We start from the raw sequence: 18,439 nt of genomic DNA on the forward strand, positions 1-18,439 counted from the left end.
GAAAATCCGGTCTCCAAGCTGTTTTATTTTGGTGACAAGAAATCCTCCATTCATTTCCATACAAAAGCTCCTATATAGTAGTTTATTAAAAACATACTATATAGGAGCTTTATTGTCAACAGTTTATATGTCTTAATAGGTAAATTCCGTTTTTTTTCAATTCTCCAAACTGGAATTGTTCAAGCTTTTCAAATACTAACGTTCTTAATTCTGTTCAATAATTGATTTATAGTAGTTACCAAAGTCAGCAAGTGAATTAACAATTGGAAGCATTTTTGTTCCGAGTTCCGTTAAGCCGTATTCAACTCTCGGTGGCTGCTCATGGTAATCGTGGCGATATGCCAGCCCATCACTCATCATTCTCATGGATTCCGTAAACAGTTCCTTACAGACGAAGCACTTAAAATTCTTCACAAAGCAAAGGAATTAAATCCAAATGGAATATATGTCTTTGAACCTAACGGTGCGATTATGACAACAGACAGCTTTAACCGCCGATTGAAGAAATATTGCAAAGAAGCCGGTGTTCCTTATCATTCCAGTCATAAAATCCGCTTTTACAATGCTTCAACAGCTTTTGACGGAAATAATCTTACAACCCTTAGTTATTTAATGGGACATAGTGAAACAGCTACAACATTGCATTACTTGCGGAATGTCAATAAGAGGAAGAACGATAGGCTTGCTTTTCAGAATCTTGGTATTTCATCATAAAGTGTTCAAAGGTGTTCAAACTTTTTGAAGCAAAAAAATAAGAGAAACGCTGTAAATTCAACGTTTCTCCCATTTTTAACTAATGCCGCAGACCGGAATCGAACCGGTACGGGAGTATAAGTCCCGCAGGATTTTAAGTCCTGTGCGTCTGCCAGTTCCGCCACTGCGGCATACAAGGTGAATCGCGCCGATTCCGAAGGAATCGTGTGCATCGATGCGAAGCATCGCGTCACATTTCGTGATTCTAATACTTGCGAATCGTGACAAACTATTATCACGAAATGGGACCAATAGGGCTCGAACCTATGACCCTCTGCTTGTAAGGCAGATGCTCTCCCAGCTGAGCTATGATCCCATATCAAATTGTTATCGCTTACTCACATATGTGATAAGCAAGCGACCCAGAAGAGACTCGAACTCTCGACCTCCGCCGTGACAGGGCGGCGCTCTAACCAACTGAGCCACTGGGCCATATGGACCTTCGGGGACTCGAACCCAGGACCGATCGGTTATGAGCCGATTGCTCTAACCAACTGAGCTAAAGGTCCAAATCATTAAGTCCCTGTTAGGAACTAAGCCGATGATCGGACTCGAACCGATAACCTGCTGATTACAAATCAGCTGCTCTGCCAATTGAGCCACATCGGCATCTTCCCAATTACTTGGGTAATGACTCCAACGGGAATCGAACCCGTGTTACCGCCGTGAAAGGGCGATGTCTTAACCGCTTGACCATGGAGCCAAAAGATACATTATCATGTCGATCGCTTAACATGTTACTCACGCGACCGAGTTATATATTATCATATCATTTTTATTTTGACAAGGGTTTTTTGAAATTTTTTTATTTTATTTTTCCAGAATAATTTCTTCTCCCTTTTGCTGTATAGCTATCCGCCAAAATCTGCTTATGCCTTAAAGTGTTCCAGCATAATCGGCATACATTCTTTGCTGTATTCACCCAGCGAGTATACTCCTTTGTTCAGACACCAGTCGGATACAAGTGCACGCTCACACATCGCATAATACTGGGTAATCTCACTTATCGGCATGTCACTGCGGATCTGTCCTTTCTTCTGCCCTTCATCCACAATCTTCGTTACCAGTTTATAATAACTTCGGTTCTGATCCAGCAAATGTCTTTCTCCCTGAGCCACAAGCTGTGTCGAATACAAAGATGCCAGCAGATCAATGCTGATCTTCTCTTCCATCATAGAATGTGCTTCATAATTTATATATAACAACTTATAAAAACTGTTCATATTGGCATCCATCTTTACTTCCAGTTCTTCATAGAAATCATCCAGGATCATAGACAATGTGTTCAACAGCTCATCCTTTGTATTAAAATAATAGTAAAAAGAACCTTTTGATGTTCCAGATAATTCAATAATATCGTCTACTGTCGTTCCATTGTATCCCTTTTCGTAAAACAACTGCCACGCAGCCGTTACAATTCTGTTTTTTATGCTCTCTTTTTTTATCTTTTCCATCTTAAACACTCCAACTTATATCTTTTAATGTTCTTTTTCTATTCCGAACTGCATCCATCACCGTACATAAAAACAACTCTCCGGTTCCACCGGTATATTTTCCGTGTCGATCCATTCAATCTCTATGAAGCTATTGCGGTTCAGTCCTTCCTGGAGCTTATGGATCATCGGCTCTCTGCCCTGAATCTCCATTACAACCGTACCATCAAATTCATTTTCTACCCAGCCGGTCAGTCCAAGTGACTGTGCCAGATATTTGGCGGTATAACGGAAACCTACTCCTTGTACTCTTCCATGAAATACAATCCTTTGGCGAATCTCAGCCATATTATCTGCCTTTCTTTTAAAATGCCATACGAATTATTCCGTACTTCCACAATTCTGTCCGACGTTGGCATATTATGGTTTCATGCTTTTACCCCTGACATCATATACTATATTACTTTATCACGTTACAAAATTCAATTAAAAAACTATTCATTTTCTAAGATTTATTCAAAATTCTTTGCCACAAGACGGCAGTACTCTTCATACGCCTCTACACCGGCAAATGCTTCTCTCAGAGAATCTCTTACTCCTTTATAATACCAGCCGATGATTTCTTTGTCTTTCATGCGGAAGCGTTCCCAAAGCTTCTCTCCGGCAATCGGATAATCACGGTCAATATCCCGCATATTGGACAGCTTGTCTGCCAGTGCGATCATCTGCACTTCTTGCGGCGCTGTACGCAGGTGCTCGATCGTAGCGCTTTTGCGCTCCATCCATGTTCTGGACTTGTCTTCGCTCTCCTGTGCAACCATTCCTGCCACTCTCTCTGAAAAAAGCTCGGCAAGCATCCTTTCTGTCACGCCCTCACAGTCTTCAATCGTGTCATGCAGAATAGCCGCGCTTATAACTTCTTCATCCGTCGTCATCGTTGAAACAATATCCCCGACTTCTATCGGGTGGACGATATACGGTCTTTTCGTTCCTTTTCGAAATTGTCCGTCATGCGCCTTCGTTGCAAATTCTCTTGCTTTGTCTATCATGCTGATTTCCTCCGTATGAATTTCTTCTTTCATGATACCATTTACAACTTTAAATATCAATCACGAGACAGTATAATAATATCCGTAAGGAGGATTCCGATTATGAACAAAACAATTCTTGTCACAGGCGCTTCCCGTGGGATTGGGCGGGCAATCGCACATGCATTTGCAGACTGTGGCTACCATGTATTTTTAAATTGTAACTCATCTGTAAAACAACTCCGGGAAGTACAGCAGGAGATAGAAGCACAATATCCAGGTGCCGCAACCTGCGTACCTGGCAATATTGGCAATCCAGATGATGTCCGCAACATCTTCAAGAGCATTTACAACGAATGTAATGCCCTTGATGTGCTTGTCAACAATGCAGGTGTTTCCCATCTTGGTCTGTTAAGTGACATGACCGATGACGAATGGAACCGTGTGATACAGACCGATCTGTCTTCTGTTTTCTACTGCTGCCGGGAAGCCATCCCGAAAATGGTATCCAGAAAATCCGGACATATCATTAACATTTCTTCCATGTGGGGCGTATCCGGTGCATCCTGTGAAGTTGCTTATTCTGCTGCCAAATCAGGTGTCAACGGACTGACTCGCGCACTTGCAAAAGAACTTGCGCCAAGCCAGATCCCGGTAAATGCCATTGCATGCGGTGTCATAGATACCGTTATGAATCAATGGCTTAATAAAGAAGAGCGCAGAGAATTAGAAGAAGAAATTCCAGCCGGCAGATTTGCCACACCGGAAGAAGTTGCCCAAGCAACGGTAAATCTTGTCAATTCACCGATTTATCTGACCGGACAGATCATCGGCTTGGACGGCGGATATTTGTAAACCCTGTTGAAATGTACGTTGCAAGACATAGCAAAGGCAGCTGCCATTGGCAGCTTTCTCCAGATACTATGACAATACAGAAGAAAAGCCGGTATGCGAACACAAACCTCGCATACCGGCTTTTCTTCTGCCCTTTCATCTCTTATGCTCTTACCGCTTTCTTAAATAAAATGTATCCAATAACGAACAAAACTGCTATCACCGCCACGCCTGCGTTTGCCACGCCGGTCACCTGCGCCACTATTCCGACAAGCGTTGTGCCCATAAAGGATGCTCCTTTTCCGCATATGTCATAAATCCCAAAATATTCTCCGGATTTTTCTGCCGGAATGATCTTCGCAAAATACGACCGCGCCAGTGCCTGAATCGCTCCCTGGAACATACCGACCAGTACAGCAAGTGTCCAGAATTCCCACTGTTTATCCAGCTGGATCGCAAATAATGCGATTCCGATATATGCCACAATACATACTCCGATCAGCCGCTCTGTCGGATATTTTCCGGATAATTTTGCACAGATCAGCGCACACGGGAACGCTACAATCTGCGTCACAAGAAGTGCCAGCAGAAGTCCTGTAGAGTCCAGTCCAAGCGCACTTCCGTAAGCTGTTGCCATCTCAATGATTGTATATACACCGTCAATAAAGAAGAAAAATGCCAGAAGATACCAGAAAATCTTCTTCTCTTTGTGCACATCCATAAATGTTTGTCCGAGACGTTTAAAGCTGTTTTTTACCGAATGAGACGGCACGGCCACATAATTTTTCTGTCTGTAATTTCGAAGTAGCGGAATCGTTACGACTGCCCACCAGACTGCATTTAAAATAAATGCGCCTGTCATCGCCATATGCATCGTGATTCCAATCTTCTCATACATTAACACGAGAACAAGCGACAGGATAAACGGAATACAGCTTCCGATATATCCCCACGCATACCCCTGGGAGGACACTTCGTCCATCCGGTCTGTGCTTGTTATATCTACCAGCATGGAATCATAGAAAATCAGGCTGGCATTGTAACCAACTTTTGCGATCACAAATACAGCAAGAAATACCACCCATGATGTTGGAAATGACATTGCCGCACAGCCGATCACTCCGACCATCATGCTGATAGTAAATAATGGCTTTTTGTAATTCTGCATATCTGCAATGGATCCAAGGACCGGTCCGATCACCGCCACAATCACAGTAGATACGGATGCCGCATATCCCCAGTATGCCAGATAATTGACTTCCGATATTCCGGCAGATTTTGCCAGATAGTTAAAATAGATCGGTATGATCGTCGCGATCAGCATTACAAATGCCGAGTTTCCCACATCATACATAATCCAGTATTTTTCCAGTTTTGTCAGTTTTTTATTCTCCATGTCTGTCCTCTTTTCCACTGTCTTCGTCTCTTTATCCCTGTTTATCCACATTTTTTATTTTCTTACTCAAATGTGCGGTTAAAACGCTGTTCCAGATCCTGTCCGTATTTCAGGCTTTCATCAAAACTTTCCATCAACCGTACTGCGACATCTTCTGCTCTCCGGAACCGTTTGTAAAGTCCGTAATTGCTCTCTGTGCAGTTTGGATTATCCTGTTTCTGGTGCATCAGATCTTTGCAGAATCCAAATCCCGGCACAACTGTAAATAACAGATTCAGAAATCCTCTTTTCAACGCTCCGGGCGCGCGCAGGAAACGTTTGACAAGTTTCAGCCACTGCAAAGACTCTTTCACTGTCTTTGGCGAAATATTTTCATAAAATGGTGCGATCGCCAGCGCAGTTTCTCTGTCTGCAGTGATCAGTCGGTCCAGGCGGTAAGCCAGTGGATGCTGTTTGTCTTTTTTTAGTAAATATTTCTCAAATTCGGATTCTATCGCAAGATGGGAAACGTGTTCCTTTTCCATCATCTCGCTGACATAAGGGTGACATTCACTGTCCAGTGTATAATGACAGATGAATCCCAGAAGATAAGCATACTGCGCGCTGTCTCTTCCATAATGGTTTACAACTTTCGCTGCATGCTCAAAGAATGGTAAAGCAGAAACGGCATGCAGGTGGCTTCCGTATTTTGCTACATCATTCCCGTGATATGGGCGATAGAAAAATAAGATATCCGGTCCCTGCAGGCCGACTTCATACTGATTATAATATTTGAATATGATATTTTTTAATTCTCCGTCTGATTTTTCCGATACTTTCTCTCCGAAACGGTCGTGTGCATATAATGCTGGCATACCTTTGATCCTCCTGTTTCACTTTCTCCTCTAACTATATAAGGATAACAGGGAAAAGTAAACGGTTCTTTTTCAAAACGTAAAAACTATTTTAAATATTTATCTTTTAATTCTTTTACTTTCGCTTCATAAGCATCGTTCTGTTTTTTGCCTAATAACTGCTGATAAATCTGACCTTTTACTTCTTCGAATTCTGCTGTCTTTGGCTCATTTTTCTTCTCAACTTTGATCAGGTGATATCCGAACTGTGTCTTTACCGGTCCGACCACCTTGCCGATCTCTGCATCAAATGCTGCATCTTCAAATTCTTTTACCATCTGACCTTTGCCAAATTCGCCAAGGTCTCCGCCTTTTGCTCCGGATGGGCAGGTAGAAAATTCTCTTGCTGCATCCTCAAATGTCTTTTCACCTGCTTCGATATTCTTTAAGATTGTCTGGCATTTTTCTTCAGAATCTGTCAGGATATGTTTTGCGCTTACTGTTGCACCTTTGCCAAACTGTGCTTTATTTTCCTCATAGAAAGCCTTCTGCTCTTCTTCTGTTACTGTAATATCTTTTAACATATCTCTCATGGAAAGCTGTGCCAGAATGTCTCTTCTTGCTCCTTCCATGATCTCTTTGAACTCGTCAGTTTCATCCATCTTCTCATCTTTTCCAAGCTGTGCAAACAGATACAGATCGATAAACTGTTCTTTGTACTGTTCTCTGTACTGTGGATTCTGTGCATACATCTGCTGCTCTCTCGGAACGCTCTTTAAATACGCTTCAAACTGTGCTTCTGTAAGTTCTTTTCCTGCCACTACGGCTAATACGTTTTCACTCATGATTTATTCTCCTTTTTTCCAGGTCTTCTGACCACGTAAGGGTATTATACCGATATCCTTTTTATTTGTAAAGAAATTAAAGCCATCCACCCGGCAAAAAGGAAAATTCCGACAAACGAAACAAACATGCCTGCCCGTTTTCCGGGTGAGTGATACGTTATTTTTACACGATGCGTTCCTGCTCCAATGCGAAATCCTAAAAACGCTTTGTTTACCTTCTCTGTCTTCACAGTATGACCGTCTACTTTAACAGTAAAGCCTTTATCATATGGTACAGACGTAACAAAACATCCATCCGCCATTCCTTTTACTGTTCCTTCGATCCGGTTACCCTTTGTACGTTTCCAGTCCGTCTGGAATGTATGATAAGAAAATGTCTGCTCTGTCTGTCCCATATATGCTTCTACATTTTTCACATCATAATCTCCGCTGTCCAGAAGAAGTTTCGCTTTTTCTTCTCCTTTATTCAACGCAACGGCATATGTGAACATCGTATTTCCATTATAATAAATATGCGTCTTTGCCGTCAGTTTATTGCGCACACCGTTAAGCCACACAGCGACATCTTTACCGCAGCGGTGATTCTTCACCTGGAAGCGGATATAAAGAACTTCTCCCTCTTTTGCTTTCCGTCCAAAAGTTATCTCCTTCTGCGTCTGCTTTCTGGTGCGGATCTTCCAGAAGCTGCCAGATATATTAAGCTTCTCTATATCGTCTTTTTTCTTATCTCCAGTTGTCACATTCTGAACTTCTTTCGTTCCTGCTTTTACACTCTGTGCAGTCACATTGTGTATTTGTCTGTCTTTACTGCCTTCTGATTTTATACTTTGTACTGCCTGTGCTTCCTCACCCTGCACAACGACAGCTTTCTCAAATACCGTCTGATTATATGGATACTTAAGGCTGTCATATTCACTGTCTGAAATCGTCTGATCTGTTACATATGCCATCGGGAGTACCTCTTTATTTTCATAAACTGCCACTTTCCCATCCTGCATGATCATCCGGTATCCCGGTACATTTTTCTCTGAAAGGATATAACGCACACCCATCAGGAAACGGAACTCAGGATTCTCCGACACTGACTGCATCATCAGATTTCGGAATGGCTGTTCCACTCCGAAAGTATCTTTTCTGAAATTCTGATACTCTGTACTGTACGCTGAAGAATACATGGATGACAGATACTGCTTTCTCCCACGGATACGGTTTAAATCTGCCGCCTTGAATCTGGAATTTCCGACCTCTTCAATGCGATACATTCCAGAATCGCCATTTGCTTTTTTCACTGCTTTTGTCATCTTCTTTTCTATTTTCTGTTCTAATCGGCTGTATGAACGGTTCGTTACTGTTTTATAAAATTCCGGTTCCAGAACGCGGGTTTTATTTGGCATACAGACAGTTAAAAATACAGCCAGAAAACAGACGGACGGAACGAGCAACCACAGCTCCTGCCCTTTCTTTTTCCGGCAGACAGCCAAATAACAGAATGCAAGATAAAACACTAGCAATGCAATATCTTCTGCCAGCAATATAAAACTATATTTCGTATCTGTATGCCAGACAAAAAGCAATGTCACCAGATATGCTACGGCACTTATCTTTACATTTACCTGTTTCTCTGTCTGTTTCTTTATGTATGTGGCAATCATATAGCAGAATAATGGCAGAAATGGAATCCATACTTTTCCGCGGATATATAAGCCGCCGTTCAAAACCCATGCAAATGCCGGAATCGCCAGAAGAACCAGACTGATCTGGCTCAACAGCCGTTCCTGCCATTTCCGATAAAACAGCCCGGTAAGCAATACCGTAAGAAGGAGTGTAGTAAGTCCGACACCATATGACTGATAAAACAGCTCTTTTACCGGCATTTTGGGAAATAACAGATCTTTCCATGTATAGCCGGACTGGATATGATTCCCCTGCATGAGCGAATACGCAGTCGGCACAAGCAGTATTCCGCTTAACAAAACGGAGATTCCCATCGAAAAAACATAACCTGCTGCCGCTTTTATGAAATCTCTCCAGACTGTCACTTTTGTCACGCCTTCTGCTTTTTCTTCCATCTTTATATATCGGCACAGTCCGTATACTGCGAGCGCCAGCATCCCTCCGATACTGAAATAAAAGCTGGTAAGGATCATCCCCCAGACACCAATGATTAAAATAGTATGTGCTCTGACACCTTCCCGCACCGGATGCAGCTTTACCTCTTCCCGGATGATTTTTACAAAGTCCAGATAGCGATCTGCGCCAAGAAAGGACAATAACAGCCACGGCATGTAATTTACAAACATGATCTGGCTGTAAGACTGCACGATCATCGGACCTGCTAACAGAAAAAGCAGGCTGACTCCAAAACAGATTTTCCGGTTAAACCCTCTGCGGCTCAGCCAGTAATGTAAAAGCATTACAGAAAGTGCGAGACTTCCCACACTGACTGCCATAATGTAATCACTCATGCTTACAAACGGAAACAGATATGACAGAAGGATTGCCGGACTGTACAGACCATAGTAAGCAAAATTATAAATATTCTGCCCGCCGCCTGCCTGCAGTGTAAAATCCGGGAAGAAATTCCCGGTATCATAAAACTGCTGGCGGAACAGTTCCGGTATGACACTGTGCTGGCTGATCCAGTCTACTTTTGCGCCAAAGATTCCATATCTTCCGGCGAAAAACCAGCATGCTCCCACACTTAATAATGCCAGTAAAATATACGGCAGCAGTTGTTTCCACTGCTGCCTGTTTTTCCATATTTTTAAATATTCTTTAGCCCATATCATGCGTTAACTCCTTATCCGGTTCGCTTGAATCTTTAAGGATAAAAATCGGTCTGCGCTTTGTTTCCAGATAAGTCTTGGACAGATATTCTCCAACAATTCCGGTACACAGAAGCTGCACACCACTGACAAGGAAGATAATACATGCCAGCGATGGCCAGCCAGAAACCGGATCTCCCCAGATGCATGTCCGCGCAACGATCAAAATGATCACCAAAAAGGATACCACGCAGAAGATTACACCGATCACGGAAGCAAGTGACAACGGGGCTACGGAAAATCCTGTAATTCCTTCCAGGGAATAGAAAAATAATTTCTTCATGGACCACTTCGTCTCTCCTGCGGAGCGCTCAATATTTTTATATTCCAGCCATTTTGTACGAAAACCTACCCAACCGAAAATCCCCTTGGAAAACCGGTTATATTCGCTCATTTTCAGCACGGCATCTACCATATTTCTTTTCATCAGACGGTAGTCTCTGGCACCGTTTACAATCTCTGTTTTGGAAATACGGTTAATAAATTTGTAAAAGCTTTCAGATAGAAAGGAACGGATCTTCGGCTCTCCGCTTCTTGTAGAACGCCTCGTTGCCACACTGTCATAATCTTCTGTCTGTAAAATCTCATACATCTTTGGCAGCAGTGACGGCGGATCCTGCAGATCCACATCCATAATTGCCGCATACTCTCCCGTGGCATTTTTAAGTCCTGCATAGATTGCCGCTTCTTTTCCGAAATTTCTTGAAAAAGAAAAATACTGACACCGTTCATCCTTCTCATGCAGTGTTTTCATCTCTGCCAGCGTATGATCTGTAGATCCGTCATCTACAAAGATCAGCTCAAATTTCTCTTCTTTCATCTGAGCCATAATCTTGCACATTTCTTTATAATAAATCGGAAGAGCCGCATCTTCGTTATAACACGGTACAATAATCGATATTTTATTCATAGGTGCAACCTCCTGTATATTTTAATTTCCAGCTCTTTATTACTTAAGCTATTTCCATTTCATACAGAAGCATACACATTAAATCTTAAGAACTTATTTATCATTCTATTAAGATTTCCTAAATAATTACTGAGCACTTTCTTTTTTTTCTGCAAATGTAAGTTCCATGCGTGTTCCTTTTCCAACTTCACTGTCCACATGGATCTTAATATCATGCATGAGTGCACCATGTTTTACAATAGAAAGTCCGAGTCCGGTTCCGCCGGTTTCTTTGGAATGACTCTTATCTACACGGTAAAAGCGCTCAAAGATCCGCTCCACTTCATCCTTCGGGATCCCAATACCCGTATCCTGCACAATGACTTTCTTGCCCTGTAACGTCGTTCCTACCCAGACGCTGACAGAACCATTTTCTTTATTATATTTGATCGCATTTTCTATAATATTATAAAGCATCTCATCCAGCACCTGATGCACGCCTCTGAACATAACCGGTTCTCCGGTCATCTCTATGTGTACATGTCTTGCAGAAGCATTGGATGCAAGGCGGCTGCAAATCTCTCTTGTAAGATCATAGAGATCTACTTCTTCTTTCTCCAGTTCGACTACACCTTCATCCAGTCTGGAAAGTTTGATGATATCTTCTACCAGCGTGATAAGCCTCTTTGCCTCATGGTAAATTCTTTCTGAAAATCCTTTCATGTCTTCCGGGCGCACCAGTCCGTCCTTCATGATCTCCGCATAACCGGAAATCGAAGTCAGAGGGGTCTTTAACTCATGGGAAACATTCGCCGAAAATTCTTTTCTCATCTGTGCAACCAGGTCTTTCTGTTTGTTCTGCTGATCAATCCTCTGTAAAAGAGGTGTCAGTTCTTCGTATATCTCATTATCCAGCGGAGACTCCAGATCCAGCGTGTTAATTGGATGGATCAGTCTTCCCACCTGCCAGCGCGACAGAAAATAGGCAAATACAATCATACAGAAAGCAATCAGTCCCATGAACGGCAGAACATTCATTGCTGTACGAAATACACTGTCCATGGATTTAGATACACGTAAGACACTGCCGTCGGACAGGCGCACTGCATAATAAAACATTTCTTTCTGCATGGTTTTGGATTCTCTGATATCCTGACCGGTACCTCTTTTCTCCGCCGCTTTTATCTCCGGTCGGTTCTTGTGATTCTCCCGTTCAATCGCATTTTCACCGGAATCATATAATACGGTCCCATCTCTTGCGATCAACGTTACTCTTGTCGTCCGGCGCACATCATCCATTTCTTTTAAGTAGGATTCTCCTGTCTTCTCGATTGCCGTTTTAATATAATCCGCTTCCTGATGGATTTCATTTTCCATCAGATCTAATGTCTGTCTGTAAACAACAAAAGTAGTTATGACATACGCGATTAACAGCGTTGTCATAACTACCAGTGTCATACTATTTTGTATCTTGTTCTTTAACTTCATAGTATCTCTGACTCCTATTCACTAATCCGGTATCCAACTCCGCGAACGGTCTCTACACGTTCGCCGCACTTTCCCAGTTTCTGCCTTAATGTCCGGATATGTACATCTACCGTTCGCGTCTCACCGTCAAAATCATATCCCCAGATCTCTTCCAGCAGAGAATCTCTTGTCATAACAATATTCGGGTTCTCCATCAGTCTCTTCAGAAGCTCGTATTCTTTCAGCGTCAGGCCTATCACTTCACCGTCCGCTTTCACTTCGTGCTTCTTCGTATTGATCTCCAGATTACCGGACACAATGATATCTTCTGCTTTCTTCTTTGCCGCACCACTTCTTCTCAGCACTGCCTTGATACGGGATACCAGCTCCATCATGCCAAATGGTTTCGTCACATAATCATCTGCTCCAAGATCCAGCCCTTTTACTTTGTCGTACTCCGCACCTTTCGCAGTGACCATAATTACCGGTATATCTCTTGTTTTGGAAGAGTTTTTCAAGCGTTTTAACAGCGAAATACCGTCCTCTCCCGGAAGCATAATGTCCATTAATATCAGATCCGGTGTCTCCAGCGCAAGCGCTTCAAGAAAGCTTTTCCCCTCTTCAAAACCTCTTGCTTGAAATCCTGTCGTCTCCAGCGTATATACTACTAATTCCCGAATGTTGCTGTCATCTTCCACACAAAATATCATCGTCTTCTCCTCGTTTTCCGTGGGGTTATACCTGGCTGTCCTTATGGATTCCGGTAATTGAAAATTCTACCCACTCTGCAATATTTGTCGCATGATCGCCGATTCGTTCCAGATATTTAGCAACCATGATAAGATCGATTGCCCTCTTGCCTTGCACACCTTTATTATCAGAAATAAAATTGATCAGCTCCTGCTTATTTTCCTCAAACAGACGATCCACTGCATCATCCGCTTCCATTACCTGTCTGGAAAGCTCCAGATCTTTTTCTACATAGGCATTCACACTGTCACGCACCATCTTTGCAACGGATTCTGACATCTGACCGATCGTCTGGATATCTGTTGCTTCTGACTTATTCTCAGAAATAATGATTTCCGCAATATCTGATGCCTGGTCACCGATTCGTTCCATATCGGTGATCATCTTAAGAGCCGCAGAAATCTGCCTTAAATCTCTTGCCACCGGCTGTTGCTGCAAAAGAAGTTTCAGGCACAGTCTCTCAACATCTTTTTCCATCTGATCAATCTCTTCATCCGCACGAATGACTTCTGCTGCCTGTTTTAAATCTCCTTTTTTCAGTGCTTCTGTTCCTCTGTTGATTGCAACTTCGCATAATTCACCCATATGTGTGAGCTGCTCATTTAATAAATCCAACTGCATATCAAACTTATTACGCATATCTTAACCAAACCTCCCTGTAATATAATCTTCTGTTCTCTTATCTGATGGAATCGAGAACAATTTTTCTGTTTCATTGTATTCAATCACTTCTCCTAACAGGAAAAAGGCAGTATTATCTGATACACGCACAGCCTGTTGCATATTGTGTGTTACCATGACAATAGTATAATCTTTTTTCAATTCCATCGCAAGGTCTTCGATCTTCGATGTTGAAATCGGATCCAGTGCGGATGTCGGCTCATCCATCAGAAGTACTTCCGGCTGTACTGCCAGCGCGCGGGCAATACAGAGTCTCTGCTGCTGTCCACCGGACATTCCAAGCGCACTCTTTTTCAGACGGTCTTTACATTCATCCCAAATGGCCGCACTGCGGAGCGATTTTTCCACAATATCATCCAGTTTTGTTTTGGAATGGATTCCATGTGTTCGCGGTCCGAATGCGATGTTGTCATAGATACTCATCGGAAACGGATTCGGTTTCTGGAATACCATACCAACACGTTTACGAAGCAGGTTTACATCAATATCTTTATAAATATCTTTACCGTCCAGTCTTAAATCACCTTCGATCCGGCAGCCTTCTACCAGATCATTCATCCGGTTGATAGATTTTAAAAGTGTTGATTTACCACAGCCGGACGGTCCGATAAATGCTGTGATTTTATTTGGCTCAATTTCCAGATTCACATCTTTTAACGCATGGAAATCGCCATAATAAAGATTCATATTACTAATACTAATTTTACTCATGACTGTTCCTCTTTTATTTTCCTAAATCTGTCTGTTCTTACGATTTTGTAAGTTTCTTCGCTGCAATTCCTGACAGTGTGTTAATGACAACTACAAGGACAAGCAGAATAACAGCGGTTGCATATGCCTGATCCATATAAAGTCCTTCACTTGCCAGATTATACATATGAACTGCCAGTGTTCGTCCGGAACTCATTACATTCTTTGGCATCTTTGCCAGTGTTCCTGCAGTATAGATAAGTGCCGCTGTTTCTCCGACAATACGTCCGACTGCAAGAATCACTCCTGCAAGGATTCCAGGCACTGCCGACGGAAGAACAATCCGAAATACCGTTCTAAGTTTTCCGGCTCCCAGTCCAAAGCTTCCTTCTCTGTAAGAATCCGGCACAGATTTCAGTGCTTCCTCTGTACTACGCATGATCAGCGGCAATACCATAATTGACAATGTAAATGCTCCTGCGAGAATGGAGAATCCCCAGTGGCAGAATGTTACAAAGAACAACATACCAAACAGGCCATATACGATAGACGGGATTCCCTGTAACGTCTCCGTCGTCAGTCTTATGATTTCTACGAATTTATTTCCACGTTTTGCATATTCCACAAGGTAGATTGCTGAAAATATACCAAGCGGAACTGCGATCAGAAGTGATAACGCTGTCATGATCAATGTGTTGATAAGCGCCGGCATAAGTGATGCATTGTCAGAAGTATAGGTAAATGAAAACAGTGACGGTTTCAGATACGGTACTCCATTGACCAGAATATAGGCAATCAGAAAAAGTAACGCTGCAAATGTAATAATTGCTGCAATCAAAACTAAAAGCATTACGATGAAAGAGCCCGGTGTCCGTTTGTAGCTTTTCAGTTTTTCTTTTACAGAACCTCCCTGTCTACTCATGTTCACTCCTCCTCTTTAAAAGTGCTACGCTGAAATTCAATATCAGAATAAATACGAACAACACAACGCCTGTTGCGATCAGCGCTTCTCTGTGCAGTCCTGCTGCATATCCCATCTCAATTACGATATTGGCTGTCAGTGTACGCACACCGCGGAAAATGCCTTCCGGCATTCTTGCCTGGTTTCCTGCAACCATGATAACTGCCATCGTTTCTCCGATTGCACGGCCGATCCCAAGAACCAGTGCTGCGATCACTCCGGATTTTGCTGCCGGAATGACAACTCTGAAAATAGAACGTTCGTGAGTAGCTCCAAGTGCCACTGCACCTTCATAATACTGTTCCGGGACTGCTCTAATCGAAGACTCTGTAAGTCCGATAATAGTTGGCAAGATCATCATTCCAAGTAAAATAGACGCAGTCAGAATACTGTTTCCATTTCCATGAAATCCCATATTCCGGCCAAACTCTCTGACTAACGGTACAATTACAACCAGTCCGAAGAATCCGTAAATAACAGAAGGAATTCCGGCAAGAAGTTCCGTTGCTGCTTTTAAAGGTTTATAGATTCTTTCCGGGCAGTAGTACGCCATAAATACTGCTGTTAATATTCCAATCGGGACACCGATAATGATCGCTCCTGCTGTAACATATAAGCTTCCTACGATCATCGGGAAAATACCAAAGATCTCGTTCTTCGGGCGCCAGAGCGTTCCCGTCAGGAATTTTACAAATCCGATTTCCTTCATTGCAGGTATACCATTTGCAAATAGAAAGATACAAATGAGTGCTACCGCCAGCACCGAAGCACAGGCGGCAACAAAGAAGATTACCTGCATGACTCTTTCAGTCAATGCTTTTCTTTTCATATTATTTTACTACCTCATCCCATGTGGTTGCATCGCCGGTGTAGATGGTCTTTACCTGATCTGCTGACAGTTCATCTGTTGTGTTGTTCTTGTTTACGATGACCGCAATACCATCTGTTGCGATGACTGTGTTCTGTAATTTAGCGGCTTCATCATCTTTCAGGTCACGGGATGCCATTCCGATATCATAGCTTCCATCGATTGTTGAAGTCATACCTGTTGTAGAATCTGTTGTCTGAAGTTCTACATTTGCTTTGCTGTTTACTGCTTTGTAACCTTCGATCAGTTTTTCCATAACCGGTGATACAGAAGAAGATCCACCGACAACTACTTTACCGGAAACTTCTTTTCCTGAGTAAGGTTTTGCTCCATCTACCGGAATATATCCGTTATCAGATACGATTTTCTGTCCTTCTTCACTCATCACATAATTGATGAAATCTTTTGCAACTTCATTTTTCATATCTTTCTTTACTGCAATGTTGAATGGTCTGGATACTTTGTATTTTCCTGCTTTGATATTCTCTGCTGTTGCCTCAGCTCCGTCAATCTTCAGTGCTTTTACGCTGTCATCCAGGGATCCGAGTGATACATAACCGATAGAATAATCATCGCCTGCCACTGTTGTCATCATAACAGATGTGCTGTTTGTGATCTGTGCTTCATCTGTTGTCATATCCACTTTCTCACCGTTTTTCTCTTCTTCAATGCCGAACAGTTCAATGAAGGCTCCTCTCGTTCCTGAGCCATCTTCTCTGGATAAGATTGTGATATCGTTTGATGAATCCCAACTTGACTCGCTCTTCTTATCACTGCCGTTATCTTTACTGTCGGATTTTCCACATCCTACTGCAAGTGTTCCGACCATTGCTGTCATTGCTACTACTGTAATAAACTTTTTCAATTTCATTTTCTTTGTCTCCTTTGATTTGGATATTTTGCAATATGTTCTTTACAGTTATGTATCATACAGGTCGATTGTAAAATCCAAAATCGCGGGATTGTAAAAACTATGTAAAATAAGAAACGCGACAGATTTTCGCCTGCCGCGTTTCTTGTTTGTTCTTTTTATTTGTATTCCTTAATAAATACTATGCTCTTCTTATTCATATTTCTTGATGAAATCTACATTCTTCTTTTCTATCGGACTTAAATAAGAATCTTTAAAATCTTTCGGAGCAATGTATCCGTTATACCATGCCTGTGAATCAAAATATACCTGTAATGACTGATCATCAAACAGACGGCCTTCTCTTGCATAGATTTCATTTCTTGCAAGTCTGAGTTCCGCACTGGAAAGCCCGCTGATATCTGAATAATCAAGCAGATAATCCGAACTGTACGGAATTACATAACCGCTGGAACTGATATAGTGTCTCTGATTATCATATGGATTGATAACAATGATCTTACTTGTATTGCCACGGTTATTTGCATTGTTATTCGTCTTTTTCTTTGCTGTCTGTTTTACTTTGATACTCTCAGCCGTAATATAATACGGTGTTTCTGTCACTACGTCTTCGATTTTCTTAGAAGCTTCGGTATCACCGGTAACAAAAATATAGTTATCACCTTTCTGAAGTTCAAACTTCAATGTTTTCGTTCCTTCTCCAAGCATGCACAGTTCTGTCTTAGTTGTTCCTTTATCCGGATAATTTACTTTCCAGCCAAGTCCACCCTGGTCATTGGATGGTGTATAACTGAACTTCACTTCCGCAGTACCTTCTTTTTGTGTCGAAATCACAAAGTAGTCCACATCATCTTTGGAATCGATATAGCCGGTCACTGGTTTTCCTTCTTCCAGTGTAATCGCCTGATTTATAGAATCATTTGGCTCATTGGAATCTTTTACTTCCTTTTTTTCCGGCTCTTTCTGCTCTGTTGTTTCCGTTTTTGTCTCTGGTTTTGTCTTTTTTGGGGACCTTCCAAGTCCAAATACAACGAGTGCGATAATCACCACCGCCATAACAGCACATACAATGCCAAGTATAATAACCAGATTTTTTGATCCTTTCGGCTCATTCTTCTGTACTCTTTCTTCCTGCTCGTCCGGCCACTCGGTTGCAAATTCCTCATTTGCATCTGGTGTTTCATGTACAGCCGGTGCCTCTTCGGTTTCTGTTTTGTGTCCACAATGTGCACAGAACATCGCACCCGGCTCTATCGGCCGGCCGCAGTTAGGACAAAATCTTGCTCTCTCTCCCATCTTACTTCTTCCTCCGTAC

At 42.3% G+C, this 18,439-nt stretch carries 18 protein-coding genes, 6 tRNA genes and 1 pseudogene; 2 read left to right on the plus strand and 23 right to left on the minus strand.

The window, feature by feature from the left end:
• Positions 1-204 precede the first annotated feature (204 nt).
• A pseudogene (locus tag H8S07_RS12215) lies at positions 205-375 on the minus strand (winged helix-turn-helix transcriptional regulator); the annotation flags it as partial.
• On the opposite strand from H8S07_RS12215, the gene H8S07_RS12220 reads away from it, so the two are divergent.
• Complete coding sequence (locus H8S07_RS12220; protein ID WP_243176025.1) at positions 322-714, plus strand: tyrosine-type recombinase/integrase; 393 nt, start codon at positions 322-324, stop codon at positions 712-714. The pseudogene H8S07_RS12215 and the gene H8S07_RS12220 overlap by 54 nt on opposite strands.
• Before the next feature lie 83 nt (positions 715-797).
• On the opposite strand, the gene H8S07_RS12225 is transcribed toward H8S07_RS12220, so the two are convergent.
• The 9 genes from H8S07_RS12225 to H8S07_RS12265 all read right to left on the minus strand — a co-directional run bounded on the left by H8S07_RS12225 (position 798) and on the right by H8S07_RS12265 (position 3,235).
• Positions 798-884: transfer RNA gene (locus H8S07_RS12225), tRNA-Leu, on the minus strand.
• 112 nt (positions 885-996) lie between these two features.
• A tRNA-Val gene (locus H8S07_RS12230) sits at positions 997-1,069 on the minus strand.
• Positions 1,070-1,111: 42 nt separating this feature from the next.
• Positions 1,112-1,185: transfer RNA gene (locus tag H8S07_RS12235), tRNA-Asp, on the minus strand.
• 3 nt (positions 1,186-1,188) lie between these two features.
• Positions 1,189-1,262 (minus strand) — tRNA-Ile (locus H8S07_RS12240).
• A gap of 27 nt (positions 1,263-1,289) precedes the next feature.
• Positions 1,290-1,362, minus strand: a tRNA-Thr gene (locus H8S07_RS12245).
• Between the two features lie 22 nt (positions 1,363-1,384).
• Positions 1,385-1,456 (minus strand) — tRNA-Glu (locus tag H8S07_RS12250).
• Positions 1,457-1,622: 166 nt separating this feature from the next.
• Complete coding sequence (locus tag H8S07_RS12255) at positions 1,623-2,207, minus strand: TetR/AcrR family transcriptional regulator (RefSeq protein ID WP_021861186.1); 585 nt, start codon at positions 2,205-2,207, stop codon at positions 1,623-1,625.
• A 57-nt stretch (positions 2,208-2,264) separates the two neighbouring features.
• Positions 2,265-2,534: an acylphosphatase gene (locus tag H8S07_RS12260; RefSeq protein ID WP_021861187.1), complete on the minus strand. Its 270-nt coding sequence runs from the start codon at positions 2,532-2,534 to the stop codon at positions 2,265-2,267.
• A gap of 164 nt (positions 2,535-2,698) precedes the next feature.
• The gene (locus tag H8S07_RS12265) at positions 2,699-3,235 is read right to left on the minus strand and encodes an HD domain-containing protein (protein ID WP_186856106.1); all 537 of its coding nucleotides are present in this window, start codon (positions 3,233-3,235) and stop codon (positions 2,699-2,701) included.
• 102 nt (positions 3,236-3,337) lie between these two features.
• Here H8S07_RS12265 and ymfI point away from each other — a divergent pair, with 102 nt between their 5' ends.
• A complete protein-coding gene (gene ymfI / locus H8S07_RS12270; RefSeq protein WP_117536922.1) occupies positions 3,338-4,069 on the plus strand; it encodes an elongation factor P 5-aminopentanone reductase in 732 nt (243 codons plus the stop codon).
• A gap of 142 nt (positions 4,070-4,211) precedes the next feature.
• Here the strand turns inward: ymfI and H8S07_RS12275 are convergent, their stop codons facing one another.
• The 13 genes from H8S07_RS12275 to H8S07_RS12335 form a co-directional block, all read right to left on the minus strand.
• The gene (locus H8S07_RS12275) at positions 4,212-5,444 is read right to left on the minus strand and encodes an MFS transporter (protein ID WP_118519594.1); all 1,233 of its coding nucleotides are present in this window, start codon (positions 5,442-5,444) and stop codon (positions 4,212-4,214) included.
• A 62-nt stretch (positions 5,445-5,506) separates the two neighbouring features.
• Complete coding sequence (locus tag H8S07_RS12280; protein ID WP_118519558.1) at positions 5,507-6,298, minus strand: zinc dependent phospholipase C family protein; 792 nt, start codon at positions 6,296-6,298, stop codon at positions 5,507-5,509.
• Positions 6,299-6,384: 86 nt separating this feature from the next.
• Positions 6,385-7,122: a peptidylprolyl isomerase gene (locus tag H8S07_RS12285; RefSeq protein WP_118519559.1), complete on the minus strand. Its 738-nt coding sequence runs from the start codon at positions 7,120-7,122 to the stop codon at positions 6,385-6,387.
• A gap of 44 nt (positions 7,123-7,166) precedes the next feature.
• Positions 7,167-9,911: a YfhO family protein gene (locus H8S07_RS12290; protein ID WP_186856107.1), complete on the minus strand. Its 2,745-nt coding sequence runs from the start codon at positions 9,909-9,911 to the stop codon at positions 7,167-7,169.
• Complete coding sequence (locus H8S07_RS12295; RefSeq protein WP_186856108.1) at positions 9,898-10,857, minus strand: glycosyltransferase family 2 protein; 960 nt, start codon at positions 10,855-10,857, stop codon at positions 9,898-9,900. The genes H8S07_RS12290 and H8S07_RS12295 overlap by 14 nt, the downstream gene beginning before the upstream one ends.
• A gap of 126 nt (positions 10,858-10,983) precedes the next feature.
• Entirely contained in the window at positions 10,984-12,324 is a 1,341-nt protein-coding gene (locus H8S07_RS12300) for a HAMP domain-containing sensor histidine kinase (RefSeq protein ID WP_186856109.1), read from the minus strand.
• Positions 12,325-12,338: 14 nt separating this feature from the next.
• Positions 12,339-13,013, minus strand: a complete 675-nt coding sequence (locus H8S07_RS12305; RefSeq protein ID WP_186856110.1) for a response regulator — start codon at positions 13,011-13,013, stop codon at positions 12,339-12,341.
• A gap of 25 nt (positions 13,014-13,038) precedes the next feature.
• Complete coding sequence (phoU, locus tag H8S07_RS12310; protein WP_186856111.1) at positions 13,039-13,692, minus strand: phosphate signaling complex protein PhoU; 654 nt, start codon at positions 13,690-13,692, stop codon at positions 13,039-13,041.
• A 3-nt stretch (positions 13,693-13,695) separates the two neighbouring features.
• Positions 13,696-14,445: a phosphate ABC transporter ATP-binding protein PstB gene (pstB, locus tag H8S07_RS12315; RefSeq protein ID WP_117536925.1), complete on the minus strand. Its 750-nt coding sequence runs from the start codon at positions 14,443-14,445 to the stop codon at positions 13,696-13,698.
• A 37-nt stretch (positions 14,446-14,482) separates the two neighbouring features.
• Positions 14,483-15,346 (minus strand): phosphate ABC transporter permease PstA, encoded by an 864-nt coding sequence (gene pstA, locus H8S07_RS12320; protein WP_118519565.1) that lies wholly within the window; start codon positions 15,344-15,346, stop codon positions 14,483-14,485.
• Positions 15,339-16,214 (minus strand): phosphate ABC transporter permease subunit PstC, encoded by an 876-nt coding sequence (gene pstC / locus H8S07_RS12325; RefSeq protein WP_186856112.1) that lies wholly within the window; start codon positions 16,212-16,214, stop codon positions 15,339-15,341. Before pstC ends, pstA begins: the two co-directional genes overlap by 8 nt.
• Before the next feature lies 1 nt (position 16,215).
• Positions 16,216-17,124 (minus strand): substrate-binding domain-containing protein, encoded by a 909-nt coding sequence (locus H8S07_RS12330; RefSeq protein ID WP_118519567.1) that lies wholly within the window; start codon positions 17,122-17,124, stop codon positions 16,216-16,218.
• Positions 17,125-17,316: 192 nt separating this feature from the next.
• On the minus strand, positions 17,317-18,420 hold the full coding sequence (locus H8S07_RS12335; protein ID WP_118519568.1) for a YARHG domain-containing protein: 1,104 nt from the start codon (positions 18,418-18,420) through the stop codon (positions 17,317-17,319).
• Positions 18,421-18,439: the final 19 nt, after the last annotated feature.

It is taken from the genome of Dorea hominis (assembly GCF_014287705.1).
In the GTDB taxonomy this organism is placed as follows: Bacteria; Bacillota; Clostridia; order Lachnospirales; family Lachnospiraceae; genus Dorea_D; species Dorea_D hominis.

Bases quoted from the DNA above. Each gene is read 5' to 3' on its own strand.
- H8S07_RS12280 (WP_118519558.1), bottom strand. From the start codon at position 6,298: ATGCCAGCATTATATGCACACGACCGTTTCGGAGAGAAAGTATCGGAA.
- H8S07_RS12330 (WP_118519567.1), bottom strand. From the start codon at position 17,124: ATGAAATTGAAAAAGTTTATTACAGTAGTAGCAATGACAGCAATGGTC.
- H8S07_RS12305 (WP_186856110.1), bottom strand. From the start codon at position 13,013: ATGATATTTTGTGTGGAAGATGACAGCAACATTCGGGAATTAGTAGTA.
- pstA (WP_118519565.1), bottom strand. From the start codon at position 15,346: ATGAGTAGACAGGGAGGTTCTGTAAAAGAAAAACTGAAAAGCTACAAA.
- H8S07_RS12275 (WP_118519594.1), bottom strand. From the start codon at position 5,444: ATGGAGAATAAAAAACTGACAAAACTGGAAAAATACTGGATTATGTAT.
- H8S07_RS12255 (WP_021861186.1), bottom strand. From the start codon at position 2,207: ATGGAAAAGATAAAAAAAGAGAGCATAAAAAACAGAATTGTAACGGCT.
- H8S07_RS12260 (WP_021861187.1), bottom strand. From the start codon at position 2,534: ATGGCTGAGATTCGCCAAAGGATTGTATTTCATGGAAGAGTACAAGGA.
- ymfI (WP_117536922.1), top strand. From the start codon at position 3,338: ATGAACAAAACAATTCTTGTCACAGGCGCTTCCCGTGGGATTGGGCGG.
- H8S07_RS12300 (WP_186856109.1), bottom strand. From the start codon at position 12,324: ATGAAGTTAAAGAACAAGATACAAAATAGTATGACACTGGTAGTTATG.
- H8S07_RS12295 (WP_186856108.1), bottom strand. From the start codon at position 10,857: ATGAATAAAATATCGATTATTGTACCGTGTTATAACGAAGATGCGGCT.
- H8S07_RS12290 (WP_186856107.1), bottom strand. From the start codon at position 9,911: ATGATATGGGCTAAAGAATATTTAAAAATATGGAAAAACAGGCAGCAG.
- H8S07_RS12335 (WP_118519568.1), bottom strand. From the start codon at position 18,420: ATGGGAGAGAGAGCAAGATTTTGTCCTAACTGCGGCCGGCCGATAGAG.
- H8S07_RS12220 (WP_243176025.1), top strand. From the start codon at position 322: ATGGTAATCGTGGCGATATGCCAGCCCATCACTCATCATTCTCATGGA.
- H8S07_RS12285 (WP_118519559.1), bottom strand. From the start codon at position 7,122: ATGAGTGAAAACGTATTAGCCGTAGTGGCAGGAAAAGAACTTACAGAA.
- pstC (WP_186856112.1), bottom strand. From the start codon at position 16,214: ATGAAAAGAAAAGCATTGACTGAAAGAGTCATGCAGGTAATCTTCTTT.
- pstB (WP_117536925.1), bottom strand. From the start codon at position 14,445: ATGAGTAAAATTAGTATTAGTAATATGAATCTTTATTATGGCGATTTC.
- phoU (WP_186856111.1), bottom strand. From the start codon at position 13,692: ATGCGTAATAAGTTTGATATGCAGTTGGATTTATTAAATGAGCAGCTC.
- H8S07_RS12265 (WP_186856106.1), bottom strand. From the start codon at position 3,235: ATGATAGACAAAGCAAGAGAATTTGCAACGAAGGCGCATGACGGACAA.